The organism is Sphingomonas sp., from assembly GCF_036731925.1.
GTDB lineage: Bacteria > Pseudomonadota > Alphaproteobacteria > Sphingomonadales > Sphingomonadaceae > Sphingomonas.
In genome coordinates, this window is the sequence record NZ_DAINDJ010000003.1 from 144709 (window position 1) to 163742 (window position 19034).

Annotated in this window: 12 protein-coding genes; 10 read left to right on the forward strand and 2 right to left on the reverse strand. The window is 60.0% G+C overall.

Annotated elements, in window-relative coordinates:
• Nucleotides 1–698 precede the first annotated feature (698 nt).
• From V7E00_RS17915 to V7E00_RS17940, 6 genes are all read left to right on the forward strand, one after another.
• Nucleotides 699–2684 (forward strand): hybrid sensor histidine kinase/response regulator, encoded by a 1986-nt coding sequence (locus V7E00_RS17915; RefSeq protein ID WP_333574013.1) that lies wholly within the window; start codon nucleotides 699–701, stop codon nucleotides 2682–2684.
• A gap of 432 nt (nucleotides 2685–3116) precedes the next feature.
• Nucleotides 3117–3671, forward strand: a complete 555-nt coding sequence (locus tag V7E00_RS17920) for a recombinase family protein (protein ID WP_333574014.1) — start codon at nucleotides 3117–3119, stop codon at nucleotides 3669–3671.
• A 469-nt stretch (nucleotides 3672–4140) separates the two neighbouring features.
• Nucleotides 4141–7641 carry a GAF domain-containing protein gene (locus V7E00_RS17925; protein ID WP_333574015.1) on the forward strand — a complete coding sequence of 1167 codons (3501 nt, stop codon included), beginning with the start codon at nucleotides 4141–4143 and terminating at the stop codon, nucleotides 7639–7641.
• A 202-nt stretch (nucleotides 7642–7843) separates the two neighbouring features.
• On the forward strand, nucleotides 7844–9220 hold the full coding sequence (locus tag V7E00_RS17930; RefSeq protein WP_333574016.1) for a methyl-accepting chemotaxis protein: 1377 nt from the start codon (nucleotides 7844–7846) through the stop codon (nucleotides 9218–9220).
• Between the two features lie 620 nt (nucleotides 9221–9840).
• Nucleotides 9841–10308: a Crp/Fnr family transcriptional regulator gene (locus tag V7E00_RS17935; protein ID WP_333574017.1), complete on the forward strand. Its 468-nt coding sequence runs from the start codon at nucleotides 9841–9843 to the stop codon at nucleotides 10306–10308.
• Entirely contained in the window at nucleotides 10268–10570 is a 303-nt protein-coding gene (locus tag V7E00_RS17940; RefSeq protein WP_333574160.1) for a Crp/Fnr family transcriptional regulator, read from the forward strand. Before V7E00_RS17935 ends, V7E00_RS17940 begins: the two co-directional genes overlap by 41 nt.
• 93 nt (nucleotides 10571–10663) lie before the next feature.
• On the opposite strand, the gene V7E00_RS17945 is transcribed toward V7E00_RS17940, so the two are convergent.
• Nucleotides 10664–10942 carry an HU family DNA-binding protein gene (locus tag V7E00_RS17945; protein WP_333574018.1) on the reverse strand — a complete coding sequence of 93 codons (279 nt, stop codon included), beginning with the start codon at nucleotides 10940–10942 and terminating at the stop codon, nucleotides 10664–10666.
• Between the two features lie 295 nt (nucleotides 10943–11237).
• On the opposite strand from V7E00_RS17945, the gene V7E00_RS17950 reads away from it, so the two are divergent.
• Nucleotides 11238–13478, forward strand: a complete 2241-nt coding sequence (locus V7E00_RS17950; protein WP_333574019.1) for a putative bifunctional diguanylate cyclase/phosphodiesterase — start codon at nucleotides 11238–11240, stop codon at nucleotides 13476–13478.
• A gap of 540 nt (nucleotides 13479–14018) precedes the next feature.
• Nucleotides 14019–14999, forward strand: coding sequence for an Abi family protein (locus V7E00_RS17955; RefSeq protein ID WP_333574020.1), 981 nt, complete (start codon nucleotides 14019–14021; stop codon nucleotides 14997–14999).
• A 348-nt stretch (nucleotides 15000–15347) separates the two neighbouring features.
• On the opposite strand, the gene V7E00_RS20130 is transcribed toward V7E00_RS17955, so the two are convergent.
• Complete coding sequence (locus tag V7E00_RS20130) at nucleotides 15348–15749, reverse strand: GFA family protein (protein ID WP_443019220.1); 402 nt, start codon at nucleotides 15747–15749, stop codon at nucleotides 15348–15350.
• A 280-nt stretch (nucleotides 15750–16029) separates the two neighbouring features.
• Between V7E00_RS20130 and V7E00_RS17960 the strand changes: the two genes are divergently transcribed.
• Together V7E00_RS17960 and V7E00_RS17965 are read left to right on the forward strand one after the other, a co-directional pair.
• Complete coding sequence (locus tag V7E00_RS17960) at nucleotides 16030–17223, forward strand: alpha/beta fold hydrolase (protein ID WP_333574021.1); 1194 nt, start codon at nucleotides 16030–16032, stop codon at nucleotides 17221–17223.
• Between the two features lie 969 nt (nucleotides 17224–18192).
• Nucleotides 18193–18393, forward strand: a complete 201-nt coding sequence (locus V7E00_RS17965) for a hypothetical protein (RefSeq protein ID WP_333574022.1) — start codon at nucleotides 18193–18195, stop codon at nucleotides 18391–18393.
• The last annotated feature ends 641 nt before the right edge of the window (nucleotides 18394–19034 follow it).

Here is a 19034-nt window from a genome sequence, read left to right on the forward strand (position 1 = left end):
CCCGTGGCAGGCGGCTCACGTCGCCTGAGGTTTCAAGACGCGATTACGTATCAGCACGTTGGAGCTCTTCGTTGGCAGCAGTCAAGGCCTCAGAGGTGCCGTCTGAGTAGGCGCCGTATGGTCCTCTTCGGCTCAGACTTCAGGAGGACCAAGCCCCCGTTGCCCAAATTTTGTCGCTCGGATTTCGATGCAAAAGCATCGGCCAGAAGTACCGGCATAGGATCGATCGGCGTCGCGGTGCAGGCTGGAGTAAGGGAGGCGGCAAGGGAAGGGGGCGACCGCACCTCGAAAGCGGACCTTCCGCTATCGCTCAACCCAGACGTTCAGACCGGCGCGCTGGCTACCTGCAACGGCTATTACTTAAGCGCGGTTTTTCCCGCAACTCCGTCTCCGACAGACCATGTTGGCAAACGCATTTGGGAACGGATTTTAGGAACCAGGTTACCCGAACGACAGCTGGCGCGGCCGCAGGGGCGACTTTCCAGGTGTGGGTTCGTTTGCGGGAGCAATCGGCAAGGCCGATCACACGGCCCGGTGCTGAGTATGGTCGTCTCGGCCAGCTCAGTCGCTGCCGCCGAGCAACGCGTGCCCTCAAGCGAGGTTGGCCTTAACAATCAGGCTTTTTGGTGCGACCAGGACGTTGCGCATGAGGCCACGGCGGTACAGAAACATAAGCTGTTCAGCGCGTTGAGGACTTTATGCCGGATCAGACTGAAACCGCAGCCGACGTTGAGCAGCGTCTACGGGAAAGCGAATCCCGCCTTGCCCTGCTTACTAAGGCGAGTTCGGACGTCCTGTACCGGATGAGCCCTGATTGGGGCGAGATGAAGGAGCTTGACGGGGGCGGCTTCCTCCCCACCACGCCATCATCCCATCCCAATCGATCGTGGTTGCTGGCCTACATTCCAGAGAGTGACCAGGAAGCGGTCACGGCGGCCATCGAAGACGCGATCCGGGAAAAGAAGACGTTCGATCTGGAACATCGCGTCATTCGTGGGGATGGCACGGTGGGCTGGACGCTGTCCCGTGCGGTGCCGTTACTCGATAATGCAGGCGAGATCGTCGAGTGGTTCGGCGCCGCCAGTAACATCAGCGCACGCCGCGAGATAGAAGCGGCACTGCGCGAAAGTGAGGCACGTCTTCGCGACCTTAATGAAAGTTTGGAACAGCAGGTCGTCGAGCGCACAGCAGAGTTTAATCGATCATGGCAGCTTGCTCAGGAACTGCTAGCGATCACCTCGCCAGACGGACTGTTTCAGAACGTCAACCCGATGTGGACGTCAGTTTTGGGCTGGAAGCGGCACGAACTGATCGGCAAGCCGTTCACGGACTACGTGCATCCCGACGATCTTGAACGTTCGCTCGTCGCGTTCGGCGATATCATGGCGCGCCCGATGGTGATCCCGTACGAAAACCGCTATCGGCATAAGGACGGATCATATCGTTGGTTCGGCTGGACGGCTACGTTCGAGAGCGGCAAGGTCTACTGCTCGGGACGACACGTCACGGTCGAGCGGGAACAGGGTGAGGCGCTGCGCCAGTCGCAGAAAATGGAGGCGGTCGGGCAGCTCACGGGCGGGCTGGCCCACGACTTCAACAACCTGCTGACCGGCATGATGGGCAATCTCGAACTGCTCCAGTCTCGCGTTGCACGCGGCCGGATCGATGACCTGGATCGCTTCATCACCGCGGCACAAGGCGCCGGGCGGCGTGCCGCCAACCTCACGCAGCGTCTGCTCGCCTTCTCTCGCCGGCAAACGCTCGATCCCAAGCCAACCGACGTGAACCGGCTAATCATGGGGCTAGAGGAGATGTTGCGCCGCACAGTCGGAGCGACAGCCGATATCGAGATCGTCGGAGCGGCAGGACTCTGGCCAGCAGAAATCGATGCGGGCCAGCTTGAGAACGCCGTGCTGAACCTGTGCATCAACGCTCGCGACGCCATGCCCGAAGGAGGGCGGATCGTCATCGAAACCGCAAACAAGTGGATCGACGGGCTCACCTCCAAGACACGCGATCTGCCACCCGGGCAATATATCTCGGTGTGTGTGACCGACACCGGCGTAGGCATGACGCCGGAGGTGATCGCCCGAGCATTCGACCCGTTCTACACGACCAAGCCTATTGGGCAGGGCACAGGGCTCGGCCTGTCCATGATCTATGGCTTTGCCCAGCAATCGGGTGGTCAGGTGCGCATCTACTCGGAGGTCGGGCAGGGCACGACCGTCTGCATCTACCTACCGCGGCATCATGGAGAAGCGGACCATGACGAATTCGATTTTAAGGCCGCGGCGATGGAAAGCGCTTCGGGCCAAACCGTTCTGGTGGTCGATGACGAGGCCACAATCCGGCACCTGATCGACGAGGTGCTTGATGGTCTCGGCTACACCGTGATTGGAGCGGCTGATGGCGCGGCCGGCATAAAGGTTCTGCAATCCGGGGCTCGCATTGAACTGCTGATTACGGACGTGGGTCTACCCAATGGTATGAACGGTCGACAGGTGGCCGACGAGGCGCGCCGGCTTCGCCCAGGGTTGAAGGTGCTGTTTATCACCGGCTTCGCCGAGAACGCAGCGGTTGGAAACGGTCACTTGGAACCAGGCATGGAGCTGCTGACGAAGCCTTTCACGCTCGAAGCTCTCACAAACAAAGTTGGGGACATGATGAAAGCGGTGGCTGCCTAAGTGATCAGGTACCAAATGGCTTTCCTGCTTCACCATCCTATTGAAAAGAAACAGGAGGGCAGGTCAAACGGTGTGAGCCGCATGTAGCCCGTAGGTAGCAGCAGCTTCAGCAACAGCATGGCCGCGCAGAGCAGCACGGATTGCTTTCACTCCTGGTTACTTAGGTGTGCTGATTGGAAGTGTCACTGAGGCAATCCGCCCCACCGTGCTTTCTCACGAACATCCGGCAGACGGTCTGCGCGACACGTCTCGCCTTGCGTTCTGAGGTCAACAAAATCGGTGTCGCCACCAAGGTCGCTTGAGGCATACCCGGACAGGACACTTCGACGTATACACAACCTCCGTTCAAACAGGGTCTCCTGCAGGGATATTGAACAGTTCGCTGCAAGGGTCTAGAGGCTGACTGAACAGTTGAGGCTCATATGGCATTTTTTGGTTACGCACGCGTATCGACGGTCGATCAGGCTCAGTATCCAGGAAGAAGCTCTACGCGCAGCAGGCTGCCAAACGATACGCTCTGAGAAGAAGTCCGGATCTGCACGAGGTGGGCGCACCGAGTTGCAGACGCTCCTCGACTTCCTGCGGCTCGGCGACACGTTGGTAGTGACTCGCATCGACCGGCTCGCTCGGTCGATGAAGGACCTGCAAGACATCGTCCATGAATTGAAGGGCAGGGGGGTCACCCTCAAGGCAACGGAACAGCCAATCGACACCGGCACCGCTGCTGGCAAAGCATTCCTGGACATGCTGGGGGTCTTCGCTGAATTCGAGACCAACCTCCGGCGCGAGCGACAGGCTGAGGGGACCGAGGCCGCGAAAGCGCGCGGAGTTTACAAGGGTGGCAAGGCGCATATCGACCCCGATGCGATCAAGGCGCTGCTGGCTGACGGCGTGAAGCCTACCCACGTTGCAAGGCAACTCGGCATCTCCCGTGGGACCGTTTACCGCTTCCGACCGGCCACGGCTCAGGGGCAATCTGCGACCTGACGCTGAGTTGAGCGATCGGCGGTCTCATTTAACACAGTCTTCAAAGGCGTAATCTCTTTGAATTGAGCGTGGCTCAGCGGTTCTGTCTCGCTCTCGCGAAGCGGGATGGCCTACCCACGTCGACGAAAGGTCAGAATTGGAAAAGATTGCTGATGCTGTCGCCGTCAAAGTAGTTGCCATCCGCTGAACGCAGCAACAGAGTGTAGGGCAGGGGCCTCTTGCATGGTTTTAGCGGGTGAGCCGCGGTAGGGCATGGGGAGCCTGACCAGCTGCGTGCCCACTTCCTGCCGCGCACGACTCCTGAAGAGCTTCTACGAAGCCTACGTCAGTAGGACGGCAGGCGACTGCCGCTCTCCGCCGCCGCACAGGACCGTTTCGGGCACGAAGAATTGAGAGACGCAGCGACGAACATCCTCTAAGGGTTTCAAATGCCCGTCGTTTCATCGATCTATTCAAGCGGTCTCGTCAAATGAGCGATGACGGTACCGAACAGGGAAGCGACACCGGCTTGGACGCCTTGCTTCAAACTGCAGAACGGCTCGTCGCAGCCCGTTCAACAGAGGATGTCGTGGAGGTACTGCGCGCCACCGCGCGTAACCTGGTCGGTGCTGAAGGCATTACGGTTGTCCTGCACGAGGGCGACCAATGTTGCTACGTCGCGGAGGATGCTGTCTCGCCGCTCTGGACGGGCCAGAGTTTCCCAAGCGCTTCCTGCGTTTCCGGCTGGGCCATGCGTCACGGCAAAACGGTCGTGATCGAGGACGTTCTTCTCGACGATCGCGTGCCTCAAGAGGCGTACACTCGTACGTTCGTTCGCAGTCTGGTGCTCGTCCCGATTGGTCGACCGAAAGCCACTGCTGCGCTCGGGGCCTATTGGGCAGAGCCCAAGCGACACGCAGCCCACGTCATCGACAAGCTGGAAAGCTTAGGTCGCCTAGCTACCTTGGCGCTTGAGAATGCCCGTCTGCAAAAGGCTCGTGATCGTGCCGCCAAACTAGGCGCGGTACAAAGCCGGGTCCTAGAGCTTGCCGTAGAGGAGGCCCCGCTTCCCGAGACTTTAGCCGCCATTGTGCTCGAGATGGAGGAGCTCGCCAATTCTGGCATGCTGGGATCCATCCTCCTGGTAGACGCAGATGGAAAGCATCTTCGTCATGGAGCCGCTCCCAGTCTGCCTGCGGCTTACAATGAAGTGGTGGACGGGATCGAGATTGGACCGTCCGTAGGATCGTGCGGAAGCGCGGTCTGCCGCAACGAGCCGGTGTTCGTATCCGACATCGCGTCCGATCCCCTGTGGATGAACTATCGGGACCTTGCCGCCGAGCATGGGCTGGCGGCTTGCTGGTCGATCCCGATCCATGCTCCAAGTGGCGCCGTTCTCGGCACGTTTGCCATGTATTACCGCCAGCAGCGGTCCCCTTCGGAGGCCGACCTCGAGATCGTTGACTTCGTTGTCCGAACCGTTGGCCTAGTTCTTCAACGTGCCATGACGCACGCAGAGCTCCTAAGAGGGCAGGCGCGATATCGCCAGATCGTGGAGGGAGCCGACGACTTCGCTATCGTCACGCTTGACCGTCATGGGCTTGTCACCGGATGGAACGCGGGCGCCATCCAGATCGTCGGCTACTCGCGCGAAGAGATTATCGGAAGACCCGGCGCAATCATCTTCACCACCGAAGACAGAGAGGTGGGTGCACCCGAGGCGGAGATGCGGCGCGCCGGTTTGGAAGGCCGTGCGCAAAACGAGCGTTGGCACGTGCGGAAGGATGGCAGCCATTTTTGGGGCTCGGGCGTGACAATGCCGCTCGCGGCCGATCATGGCGGCTTCCTCAAGATCTTCCGAGACCGCACTCTGGAGCACGACGTAGAGGAGGGGCTGAGAGAAAGTGAAGGGCGGCTGCGCTTCCTTGCGGAGCTCGATCAGCAACTGTTCGGGGCTGCAGACGCCGCGGCGGCAATGCAGACGGCCACCAGGCTTTTAGGCCAGATGTTGGAAGTCTCCCGCTGCGCGTACGCCGACGTGGACGCAGACGGCGATCGCTTTTGGATCCGCGCAGACTACAGTGCGCCGGGTGTCTCGACATCTGCCGGCGAGTACAGCCTGGACCTGTTCGGCACGCGCGCAGCTATAGGCTTGCGCGACGGAAGGGTGCTTGTCGTTTGCGATGTCGATCGCGAGCTTGCTCCTGGTGATGGCCGCGACATGTTCCAGTCCATCGGGATCCAGGCAATCGTCTGTTGTCCCCTGATCAAAGACGGTCGTCTCACGGCAATGATGGCGGTTCACCAAAACACGCCGCGCGAGTGGACCTCTGCGGAGCTCATGCTCGTGCGCGAAGTGGTCGATCGCTGCTGGTCGCATATCGAGCGGGTGGGGGCAGAGGCCCGCCTGCGAGAGAGCGAGGAGCGCCTACGCCTTGCCGTGGAGCATGCTGAGGTAGGCTTCTGGGATGTGGACATGATCGGCGATCGGCTGATTTGGCCACGCCGCACCAAGGAGCTGTTTGGCATCTCGGCCGACGTTCCCGTTAGCATGCTTGATTTCTACCAGGGCCTTCACCCCGATGACCGTGACGCAACAAGTGCAGCCTTCGCGGCAGCGACTGACCCAGCTCTCCGGGCAGTCTATGACGTCGAGTATCGGACGGTAGGCAAGGAAGATCGCGTTGTCCGCTGGGTGGCGGCGAAGGGCAAGGGCGTTTTCGATGAGCTCGGACGTTGTGTTCGCGTGACGGGCACAGCTATCGAGATTACTGCGCGTAAGCAGGCGGAAGCAGCACTGAAGGACCTAAACGCCACCCTGGAGGCGCGGGTGGCAAGCGCCGTTCAGGAGCGCGAACAGGCGCAGGAAGCCCTGCGGCAGAGCCAGAAAATGGAGGCAATGGGGCAATTGACCGGGGGCGTTGCCCACGACTTCAACAATTTGCTGACACCGATAGTGGGTACACTCGACATGCTACAGCGCAGGGGGCTCGGCGGCGAACGCGAGCAGCGCCTGATTGCGGGCGCAGTGCAGTCGGCCGATCGCGCGAAAACGCTGGTGCAGCGTCTACTTGCTTTCGCCCGCCGTCAGCCGCTTCAGACTGTCGCTGTAGACCTGACGGTGCTGGTTGGGGGCATGGCCGAACTGGTGGCGAGCACAACCGGCCCGCAGATCAGGGTTGTGGTCGATGTGCCAAACGATACGCCTGCGGTACGTGCAGATCCCAACCAACTTGAGATGGCGCTGCTAAACTTGAGCGTCAACGCCCGCGACGCTATGCCGGATGGCGGGACCCTTCGGATCTCGGCGCGTACTGAGGATGTGAGCTCAATCGACCGCCCTGGGTTGCAAGCGGGCGTGTATGTCCGCCTTTCTGTCTCGGACGATGGATTAGGCATGGATCCGGTAACGCTCGCGAGGGCCGTCGAGCCGTTCTTCTCGACCAAAGGGGTAGGCAAGGGGACCGGTCTGGGGCTGTCCATGGTACATGGACTTGCTTCCCAACTCGGCGGAGGACTGTTCATCCAGAGCAGGCTTGGCTTGGGGACCAATGTTGAGCTGTGGCTGCCTCGGAGCGACGCCGCCGCGGCCATCGCCTCAGAAACGCCGGCGCTCGCCTCGCCCAGCTCTCCGCGTGGGAAGGTTCTGTTGATCGACGATGAAGAAGTCGTCCGCGACAGCACGGCGGCCATGTTGATCGATTTGGGCTTTGCCGTGATCGAAGCAGCCTCTGCGGAAGAGGCAACGCTGAGAATTGAGAGGGATCCAGTAGACCTAGTGATAACCGACCATCTCATGACTGGGATGACCGGCACTCAATTCGCGCAGCAGCTTCGAAATACTCATCCGCACATACCTCTCCTTTTGGTATCAGGATATGCTGATCTCGATGGCGTAGACTCGAGCATAAGCCGGCTCGTAAAGCCCTTTCGGCGAGATGAGCTTGAAGCATCTATTGCAAGCCTGTTTTCTGTGAGAGACGAAGCTTGATGTGGCGACTGCTGCCGTTAGCGGATTTGCGCCCACTTTATGCCGTTCGGCAACTCCAACCGGCTTCCAAAGGCCGCCGCCTAAGTGCTGTTCCTCAACACGCGCAGGTGAAATACCTATGCGCTGAGAGGAAGATTTCTCAACCAGTCGTCTCATAGACCTCCCGAAACGTCTCTCACGGGACGGCCGCGGGAGGTTGTCGATGATGGAATGGTTCAAGGTCGAGCTGCCGATCAGGAAGAAGCTGATGCTTGCCTTTGGCGCAATGATCGGAGTCATGCTGCTCCTGGAAATCGTGTCGCTCTTTGACGCTGGGTGGATCCGGATCGTTGTGGATCTGATCGCCATCGCCGCGGCCGCTGCCGTGGCATCGAAATTCCGAGCTGCCATCGCTGATCCATATGTGGAGACCGTGGTTCGAATGGAGGGCCTTGCGGCGGGTGACCTTCACAGCCCTATCGCCTTCACGCACTATAAGGATTGCGTCGGCCGGATGACTACGGCCATGCTGACGTTCCGCGACGCGGCCGTCGAACAGAAACGGCTGGCGCAAGAGCAAGCGGAGATCGTCAAGATCCTGGGTGAGCGCCTGCGGCTTTTGCGCGCCGGCGATCTCACCGCGTCCATCGACCAGCAATTTCCGCCAGCATATGCAGGCCTGCGCGACGACTACAATCTTACCCTCGAGGCCCTCCGCGAGCTCATTAGTGCTGTCTCTACCAGCGCCGACACCATCGACACGGGCGCCCAGGAAATTGCGCATGCATCGGAAGATCTGGCCAGGCGGACCGAGGCAAATGCCTCGAACTTAGAGGAAACAACGGCTGCAATCGCGCAGATGGACCAGCGCCTGAAGCTGACGGCTGCCGCCGCTGCTCGCACGGTCCAGCGCGCAGACGCAGCCATTGCCACCGTTTCTGGAGGCCGAGAGACCGCTGACGACGCAGTTTCGGCCATGAGCCGCGTCTCGGATAGTGCCAAGGGGATCGACAGCGTCATTGAGGGCCTCGACAAGATCGCGTTCCAAACGCGGGTGCTGGCCATGAACGCCGCTGTAGAAGCTGGGCGGGCAGGGGAGGCGGGCCGTGGTTTCGCCGTGGTGGCCGACCTCGTGTCGGCACTGGCAATGCGAGCGGAAGAGGAAGCAGGGCGAGCACGTGATCAGCTCACCACGACTCAGACGGAGATCATCTCCGCGGTCGAAATGGTGCGGAAGGTCGACGGCGTGTTCGCTGGCATATCGGGAGACGTAGCAGAGGTTCACGGGCTGCTAGGCGACATGGCTAAGGACAACAGCGCCCAGGCTAGTGCGATCACGGAGATCAGCTCCACCGTAACCGCGATGGACCAGACAACTCAGAAGAATGCCGCCATGGTCGAGCAAACTTCAGCCGCTGCCCGCAGTCTGTCGGTTGAAATCAATCAGCTGACGCAAGCTGCGGCGAAATTCAACACGGGCCGTGTCGGTGCGCCGAAACCCGCCACATCAAGCTGGAACAAGTCTCCGATTTCCAGCCCCAGAGTGGCTACAAGCAGCTATAAGGCTGCCGGCCATCTCGAAGAATGGACAACGTTCTAGTTCGAAAGGCACCCAAGCTGACCTAAGCTGAGCGTTCGCGAGCGATATGGGTGCCGCTTGTCTGCGATAGGCGCTTGCAGGCTGCAGGTTTAGAAACTGATCAGTTGCCGGTCTACGGGTTCGCGGCGCGCAACCTAGCGGGCAGCTCCCGGACTGAGCAGTAGCGATATCCCGTGTTCCCTTCTGAGCGCATGGTGAGATTCAGCGCTTCGAAGTCACGACCGGTTACCCGATCCCGTTTCGTCATTTATGGATAACTGACTGTTAACGAGGCAAGCCTTATTACCTGCGGTGAAGAAGCGTGAGCAGAGCCATGGATTTGGTAGATCTCGAGAACTTCGCAGCGTTGCGAGCGTCGTGGGCTTCCCGGGCCGCGAACGATAACGACCATATTTCGCCGCGCACTACCCACTGGGTACGGCCCGTCTAAAATCGATAGGGCAGACGGAGCCTGGGCTGCACATCGGCTTTGGCCAGCAGCTCAAGAACGCTCGTTACCGCTGTCGGGCGGAACTCTCGTCCGGCGTTAGGCGTCGACGTCCTTGCACCACGCCTCCAGTTCATTAACATGGGCTTCGGCTCACACCCTGACATAACGGCGGGACGCGGATGGAAGTTCGTTGACCTATTCGATCCACCGGTATCAAGCGCTCGCCCACCTCACACCACGAGAAGAAGCCGCGCTGCGAGCCCTGGCGCAAACTGAGACGCACCGTCGGCGCGCAGAGACCTTTCAACGTGAAGGCGATAAGCACACCGGATTTCACCTGCACATTAAGGGCTGGATTGCCTCATCAATAACCCTGCGGAGCGGCAAGCGCCTGATCCAGAAGGTGCACCTACCAGGCGACATGCTCGGCACTCCCAGCATGGCGCTGCCGACAGCGGCGGACACACTGAGTTGCATCACGCAATCCGTGACCGCGTTTGTGCCTTATACGCGTTTCCGCGACCTCTACCGGAGCGAGCCGCGGCTCGCCGCCCTGTTCACTATGGCTGTGCAGGTCGAGCGGATCACGCTCATGGATACCCTAGCCGCAGTTGGCCATGCTACGGCAAGGGAGCGGCTGTGTCGGGTCCTTGCTTGACCTGCATGCACGGCTCTCGCTGCTTGGCCTCGTAGAAAATGACACCTTCGACCTGCCGCTCACGCAAGAGGTTTTAGGAGACCTGCTGGGCCTCACCTCGGTGCACGTCAATCGGACGATCCGGAGCCTCGAGGCGGATGGTCTGATCGCTAGGTCCGACCACCGAATCAGATTGATCGACATGGCAGCGTTGCGATCAACCTCGCCGCTTGCTAATAGGCATATCGCGTTCGAACCCGCTTGCCTGCCGTCAGTCGACTAACAGCTCCACAAGTGACACTATCAATGATCCGGGTGCCTGCTGACCCGGTCGCAGCGGAGTGTGGGCACGCGAACCAAGCTGGGGTTGGACGCTTCACACATTGAGGCGCTGACGAATCTCCTTGCCTGGCTTGAAGTGGGGCGTGCGGGTGGCGCTAATCTCAACCGGCTCTCCGCTGCGGTGATTTCGCCCAACACGGGCAACGCGGGCACGCGTTGAAAATGCACCGAAATCGCGTAGCTCGACTCGGCCGTCATAGCTGAGTTTGGGAACGATCTCGTCGAAGAAAACAGTAACAATGTGCTCCACCTCCTGCGTAGTCAGGGCGAGATTGTCTCTCATTAGGCAGTTCACCAACTCAGAACGAACCAATCAACTGGCCTCCCACATTCCCAGGTTGGCGTGCTTAGGGACTCATAATGGCAATTCCATGAGCGCAGCCTACCGTGGTTATACCGGGGCCAAGCCGATGTGCTCTCCTCGGGTGCTCGTGGCTGAGAGGCTGAGGTGGCGCCACAAGAGAAGCTACGCCTGTGAAACCATGCTGGAACGCGCGTGCAGCACACGTTGCCCCCGTGCTCCACGACCTTCTTTTACCAGCCGGCATCGGTCGATTGCGTAAGGAGGAGTTCACGCTTGATTAGCGCATCTCCCGCAATTTGATTTCATGGCAAATTTCTCAGCGGTAGTCGGGAGAAGCCTCGACGCTGTACGGCGCATCGTGCACGCTGTCGGGCGGTCAACGTCGGCGCTGCTTGCAGCGCTGGTGTGCCTTTCCGTGCTGACGTCGGTCCTGGTAGTAGGTTCGTTGGCGGTAAACGCCGATCGGAATGCAGACACGCTGATCGCCTCCTCCATTGCTGGAGCGGTCGACCGAGAGCGCTCCCGGATCAGCAACGAAGCCTATATCAACTCCCATTGGAATGATGCTGTCGTGCACGCCTACGGTTCGATGAGCGACCCGTGGGTCTCCTCGCAGTGGGGCACGCCGATCGGGCGGAGCTACGTGATCGACGCGCAGGGGCACACGCTATTTGCTCATTTACCCGAAGGCCATGAGCCCCCTCTAAAGCGCCTGATCGGGGCACCTGCGCTGCGAGCTCTTCTTGAGCGAGTGCCCCCGACCGAAGCGGCGGTTCGGAAACGCGCTAGCGCGAACGTAATTTTGGGGATAGTCCAGGGCCAGCCCGCTTTGATCGCGTTCTCGCCTATCGTCCGCGAAACCGGCGCGCCCATTCTCAACCGCTCATCGTACCGCATCTTCGTCGACATCCGCCTGCTCAACCATAGCTTGCTCGAGGAATGGGCGCGAGGGTTTGGTTTGCGGCGTTTGTGGTGGGAGGCTGGGCCGCCCACTTCTTCTGAAGTCGCAACGACGGAGGTCCGGGGCTGGTCGGGTAAGCGGGTCGGAGTCATCGCATGGTCGCGCCTCAAACCTGGCACGGCCGCGGTTCGCGAGCTGACACCGATTTTCCTCACCTTCACCGGCCTTTTTCTCGCGATTGCCGCGTTGATCGCTCGGCGTGTGCAACGCCTGAACAAGCAACTGGCCGAGCATACTTTAACCGCGGCAGAGGCGGCACGACAGGAGCAGGAAGCGCGGCTGCTCGCCGACAGCGACGGCCTAACTGGTCTCTACAATCGCCGCCGCTTCTATGCTGACCTCCGCTTAGCCGCCGTAACTTCCAATATTGGACGGGTGACGGTCGGGTTGATCGATCTTGACCGCTTCAAGCCGGTCAACGACACCTTCGGTCACCACATGGGCGACCAACTGCTTATTGAGATCGCAAAGCGGCTTCGCAAAACGGCAGGTGACGACGCCACACTCTACCGCATCGGCGGCGATGAGTTTGCCATGATCATGTCGCTTGGCGCTGACCACGCGTCGCAATTGGCCGATAAATTGTGCCTGGCCGTTGCTGCACCGGTTAGGGTCGGCGACCGGCAGGTAAGCGTAGGTGCGTCTATCGGTTTGGGTGCCTACGCAGATTTAAGCCTCCAACCTCAAGAGGTTGCAGAACGTGCAGACCAGGCATTGTACCAAGCCAAGCGGGAGAGGACCGGAAGAGCAATTCTGTTTAATTGCGAACTCGAGCGCAGTGTAAAACGTGATCATCGGATTGAAGTCGAGTTACAATCTGCCTCATTCGAGAGCGAGTTACGCTTTGAAATACAGCCGATCGTGTCCGCGGCGACGGGCGGAATTGTAGGAGGCGAGCTACTGGCCCGCTGGACCAGCGCCCGACTTGGGATAATCAACCCCCAGCAGTTCGTCGAAGTCGCGGAGCGCAGCGCACAGATCCACAAGCTGACACGAAACGCGGTGCGTTCGGCTCTGAAGCTCCTTGAGGAGCTTCCGGGCAAGCAGATCCTCTCCGTCAACGTGTCTGCTTGCGACCTGCAGCGTGCCGAGACTGTCGACGAGTTGCTATCTCTGGTACGCCGCTCCTCGGTCGATCCAGCACGCCTGTGTATTGAGGTAACAGAAACCGCAGTAATGCGGAATCTGGATGCAGCCGTTAATGCGTTAGGGCGTTTCCGCGCGATAGGAATGGAAGTCGCACTAGACGATTTTGGCACCGGCTACTCTAGCCTCAGTAACCTGCATCGGTTGCCGCTTGACAAGGTCAAAATCGACCGTAGCTTCGCGCTTGATCTTCATAACCAATGTAGCGCGTCGATTGTCAACGCCGTCATAGGTCTTTGCAAGTCTCTCGGGTTATCATGTATAGCCGAGGGCGTGGAAACCGCGGAACAAGGTGCGGCACTCCGCGCGGCAGGGTGCGACCTGATGCAGGGATATTATTTCGGGCGCCCCGCCGATCCCGCGGACTTTACGAGATTGTTAGTTCAGCGCAGATCAGCAGAAAGAGACACTCTCGCGCTCCGCCGCGCTCAACGCTGAACCTCGAGACGTGCATTCGGCGCTTCGTCGGACCTGATCACTGCCGAAAGAGCCAATCGCCAGTGGTCGACTCCACTCTCATGACTGCCGATGTAGGGTTGATCACGCCCAATTCCAGACATTCAGCACGCCGATTGAACACCCAAAAGCGGACGCACACGACCGAGCCTCAGATCCGGACCGCGTGGGGCTGGAAGTGGGACAAAGCCGCCATTCCCAAGTTGCGGCCTGAACGTCAGGTGTTGCCACGAGCCGACATCCGGCGAGCGCCGGGGCGGCTTCCCACAGCGGCCGCAACTGGGCTGTAAGCTGCCAGGCAGCTTTTGGGCCTGGAAAGGCGAAAGCGGATGTAGGCTTGCAAGCGCAGACTCGTGCCTATCGGTAGTGACCTCCGGCTTTTGGCATTGCCCATTCTCGCGGGGTGATAGCTGCTCAACTTTTTGTTGAAATGGTAACATCTCGCGCCTATATCGCGCTCAACACGGCCGGCCCCCTCACCTTTGGGTGTGCGCGGGCCGGTTTTCGTTTAGGGGTATCCGCATGCCCCTGCCCTATACGAAATCGTTTCTCGACATTTCTGGACAAGCCGCCTTGCTGCAGGGCCGGGGCCTCGACCTCGGGGACCCTGCGGCCGCAGAACGCTTGCTCGCCCAATATGGATATTATCGTCTTAGCGGCTATTGGCACCCTTTGCGCAAGACCACGCTTGGCTTTGATCGCGCAGGTAAGCCCGCGGTCATCTATTCTGACGAGTTCGTGGCCGGCGCGACCTTGAATCAGGCGATCGGGCTTGCCGAGTTTGATCGTCGCCTCCGCGCCTTGTTTCTCGAAGCGGTAGAGCGAATTGAAATCGCTACGCGCGTTTCCGTGGCTTTGCTGTTGGGACCGCACGGGCCGTGGGCGCACCGTCAGGCTGCTCATTTCTACCCCAAGTTCGCGATGCAACCAAACACCTCGAATGGGATAATCCCCTTCCAAGCATGGCTCGCCAGGCTAGATGAGCATGAACAGCGATCAAAGGAGCAGTTCACCACGCACTACCGCGATAAATATGGCGGCCCGCTCCCTTTGTGGATCAGCATCGAAGTATGGGACTTTGGCATGCTTTCCAAGCTGGTTGGTGGCATGACTGTTGCTGATCAGCAGCAGTTGGCCAGCCACTTCGGTATTTCCCGCAGGCCTCTGCTCCCCAGCTGGCTGCGTGCCATCAATCATATTCGCAATGTTGCTGCCCATCACTCGCGACTATGGAACCGCTCGCCGGCGGACCAGCCTATTCCGCCCAAGCCCGGTGAGTTTGCCCTGCTGGAACACCTTGCTGGAGACGTTTTCGCGCACAGCCGACTCTATGCCGTTGCCGCGATCATCCAATATTTGCTGCGAACGATCGATCCGAATGCCGCCCTAGAATGGGCAAATCGCCTCAAAGCCCATTTTGCGACGTTCCCGGTGATCCCGGGCGTTGTCGTCGGCAACTCCGGCTTCCCGGTCCGATGGGAAACGCTCGAGCTCTGGAATTAGGCGGAGGGTAGCCTTCCAGCATCTCGACCCGAAGAAGCAAGCGTCGCGTCCGAGCTACTGAATTTAAGAGCTGCCGTGACGCTACAGCTTCCGCCTTCCAGCCTTTTTGCCAGCCTCGAAAACTGGGATGCTTGGGACATTCCTGCCGTTCCTGCGTGAGGTGTCTAACGGCAGCTCTCGCCAAAACCTGCCTCTTAGTCGGCGTGAAACCGCTTGGCAGGTCCGCGCCCAGTTTCGGACATTCAGGAGGCCGATCGACCTTCCCGAAAGCGGACGCAAACGGCTCGCATCCAACACCCGCGGCTGGCGGCTGGAAGTGGTGGAAAGCGAACGTTGCCAGTCGCCTTGTTAGAACCAGAGATCGCGCACTGTTTTCCCGTCAGATGGGAGATCATCGAATGTATCGAGGCCGTCAAAATGATCAATCGGCAGGTGGCCAACCTTATCAACTGACGACAGACGCACGTTGACGGCCATACGCCGGCGACCATCCTCGTCCAGTCGCAACCCCCTCCAAGCGAGCACGCCAGCGCAGGACGGACAAAAGACAATCTCTAGCGCGGGATCCGTCTTGCCTGGACGGCGAAAACTCGCTGTCTTACCGGTGACGGCTACACGCTCACCCTCGAAATCGTACGCCCATAAGGCGCCATAACGGTGACACAGCGTGCAATTGCAAGCCGTTATGGGCCCAGGGTCGCCCGCAAGGGTCCACCCTGCTGCCCCGCAGTGGCAGGTTCCGCGTAGCATCCATCCCTCCTACTGACGCGCGTACTTTCACGTTGCCGTTACAATTCGCAACATGGAACTTGAAGATGTTCGTGCGATGAGAGCGGCGGCCGAGAGTGGTGGAAAGCGGAAATTTCGCTTACGGGAATGCGGACGTGCATCGCCGACCTGAGCCTAGCATCCTTTCCCTCAAACGATCGTCTTCGAGGGAAGCACTGACAATGACCACTGGGGCTATCAGGGTGGGCCTTAACCGATAGGATGCGCTGGCAGCATCACGCTGCAAGAGGACGCGATCCGAATGCAGGTCTTATCACGCTTGTCCGCCTTCGGGCTTCTGATCGCCGCGCTGTGCGGCCAGTCGGCGGTCGCGCAACAGGCACCTTCACGCCCGGCCGCAAGTTCGTCGACTCCTGACGACCCGTTCGGCCCTGCCCGCGCGATCATCGCCGACGTTCAGCGGATCGTCGCGCCGAACGGTATCGACGAAACGCTGACCCTGACGCTCGGCGGGGCACGGCAGGTAGTCAACATCCGCGGCGCCGATCGGCGCAACCCAGTCCTCATCTACATCCACGGCGGTCCCGGCTCGGTGGAGATGCCAATGGCCTGGACCTTTCAACATCCGTGGGAGGATTTTTTCACCGTCGTGCAGTGGGACCAGCGCGGCGCGGGCCGCTCCTATCCGCTAAACGACGCCGCCACGATCGCGGCAACGCTGACCTTCGATCGCTATCTCGACGACGCAATCGAGCTGATCGAGCAACTGCGCACCCGCTTCGGCCAACCCAAGGTGTTCCTACTCGGGCACAGCTTCGGCTCTACGGTGGGGCTAGCGGTCGCGGAGAAACGACCTGATCTGCTATACGCCTATATCGGCATGGGCCAGTTGATCGACACGCGCGAGAACGAGCGTGTCGGCATGGCACGGACGCTGGCGGCCGCTCGCCAGCGCAAGGATGCCGAGGCGGTGCGCGCGATCGAGGCGCTGCGTCCCTACCCTGACGCCGGTCCCTTTACGATCGACAAGGCCGATGCGTGGCGTGCTTATGCCAACCGCTACGGCTCGCTCGCTGGCTACCGTTCGGACGCCAACTTCTACTTTGACTCAACTAAGCTTTCGCCACTCTACACCCCCGCCGACCGCAAAGCTTGGAACGAGGGTAGCGCGTTCACCGTGACCACGCTGTGGCCGCGGATCGCCGACCTGTCGTTCTCCGCGCTCCACCACCTCGACGTTCCCGTCATGTTGCTGCTCGGCGAGCGCGACAATACGACTCCGTCCGACATCGCCGAACGCTGGCTGGCCCATTTGGCGGCACCTGGTCGGACCGCTTGCCGCTTTGCCTATTCCGGGCACCTTCCAATGATCGAGGAGCCGGGCAAGACGCTGCTCGCGCTTCTTTCCGTTCGGCCGCGCGCGCGGCCCGCCGAGCCGGCAACGGTCCCGACCTACTGCGAGCAGCTTGGATTAGCAGGACGCCGAAAACCCTGACGTTCTACTTGGGCAGCAGGTAGAACTTTCCCAACCTGTTCCTGAATACCCTTTCCCTAAACGGCTCATCGGAGACGGAGAAACGGGAAAGCTCGCGCTGAACAAACGGTCGATCTCGGCAACTCGCGCTCCTCTCTCGAACGGCCGTAATTGGCGCGGTAACGGTCGCCCGGAGGAGGGCAGGGGCGCCAGGCAGCTGCGCGCCCCACTTCCGGCCGTTAAGAGGTGCTCGACGTCTTCCCAGAAGCGGACATGGCGGGAGCCTGGTTCGCAGTTACCTCCGATGATGCGCCGGGAGACGAGTCGCGGACACAAAAAAGGCCGCCTCGAGAGAAGCGACCTGGAATAAGGTTTAGGAGAGGATGCCTGAAAGGCAGTTGGAATGTGCAGTGCAGCAGAGCCTTTCGCAAGTGCGAAAAGCGCATTCCTGGATGCAGCTTTTTTCGGTCCGGGAATCAGGCACACGTCTTAGCACGAGACCCTTAGTCGGATTTTGTCAGCTGAGGTCGAATTTAGCCGCTGCGCGCCCACTTTGAGCCGTTAGCAGTTACCCAAGGATTTCCCAGAAGCGCACATGGTGGCGGTTTGGCTCGCAATACGTCCCGACCCTCGGACGGAGAGGGAGCACCCATCTGCGCAGCTACTTTCAGACGCCAGCGGGGCGATTGATCAGCCCAAATGCGGACGCGGACGAACGGCCCGCAGGCCCGCATTGATGGGACGAGAACGGCACATTCCTGCCGTTCCCATGACGGGTCTAAACGGCAGCTCTCGCCAGAACCTGCCTCGATCGGCTTGAAATCGCTTGCCAGCTGCAAGCTGAATCTCTGTAGTTCAAGGTCACAGGAGAACTTTCCGGACGCGGGCGCTCGCAGGCGAGGAAGCAAGCTTGGCGCTTGCAAGCGCCAAGCTGGCTTCAGAGGAACGGAACAGCTAAACTAAGCTTAGGACGTTACCACTGGAGCATCTGTGACCCGCGAGGAAGAGGCCAGAGCGTTTCTGATTGCCCATGAGCTCTTTGAGCAACATGGCGACGCCGCTCGAAAGTTCCTGGAGCAGAGGATCCGCGAAACACAGTCGCAGGGAGACATCGATCAGCTGGAAGCCTGGCTGGTGATTCGTGAGGCCGCTTTGACGGTGCTGGACGCATATTCACGGCCGTTGCACTGATTGCCTCGAGAGAGACGTTACGTTGATCGCTGGCATTTCTGCTGGAGTGGTTCCGCGGCCCGCCCAGTAATCCGCCGATGATTTTCGGGCAGGAACGCCAAAGTAATTTAAGCTTTTTTTGACTGATTTGAGGTTTCGAATATCGCGTCGCTCGAACGGAGAGCCGACGAGCCGCGGGAGGGCCGACGCTTGGATAACTGAGCGCCCACAGCGGCACGTCCGGGAGCGTAGATGTTTTCCGAGAAGCGGCAATCAGAGCGCGCTGATCGTTTTTCCGCAACGCCTTCGGGAACTGAGTGGCCAACGGTTGAAGCGACCGCAAAAAAATGCGCGTTCAAACGGCTACAGCGCGTTGGGTAATGGACCTCGAGCTGGAATGGCCCGGCGACTGACGGATGAGCGTCTCGTTCTGCAAGGGACGGGCAAAGGACCGTTGCTTAACCCCCTCTAACTCCGGAACCTTTCCCGACGAGGTTCGTTTTTCGATTCCCTGACAGGATACTAGGTAACGCAGTTGGTGGGCTCTCGCACCCCCCGTCCGCCGACTGGTAGAAGAGTCCGCCGAGCTTCGCAGCCGGCGGGCTCTTTTGCGTCATCACGAAGCGCTTCACGTAATGACCGATGCCTTCGATATTCGATAA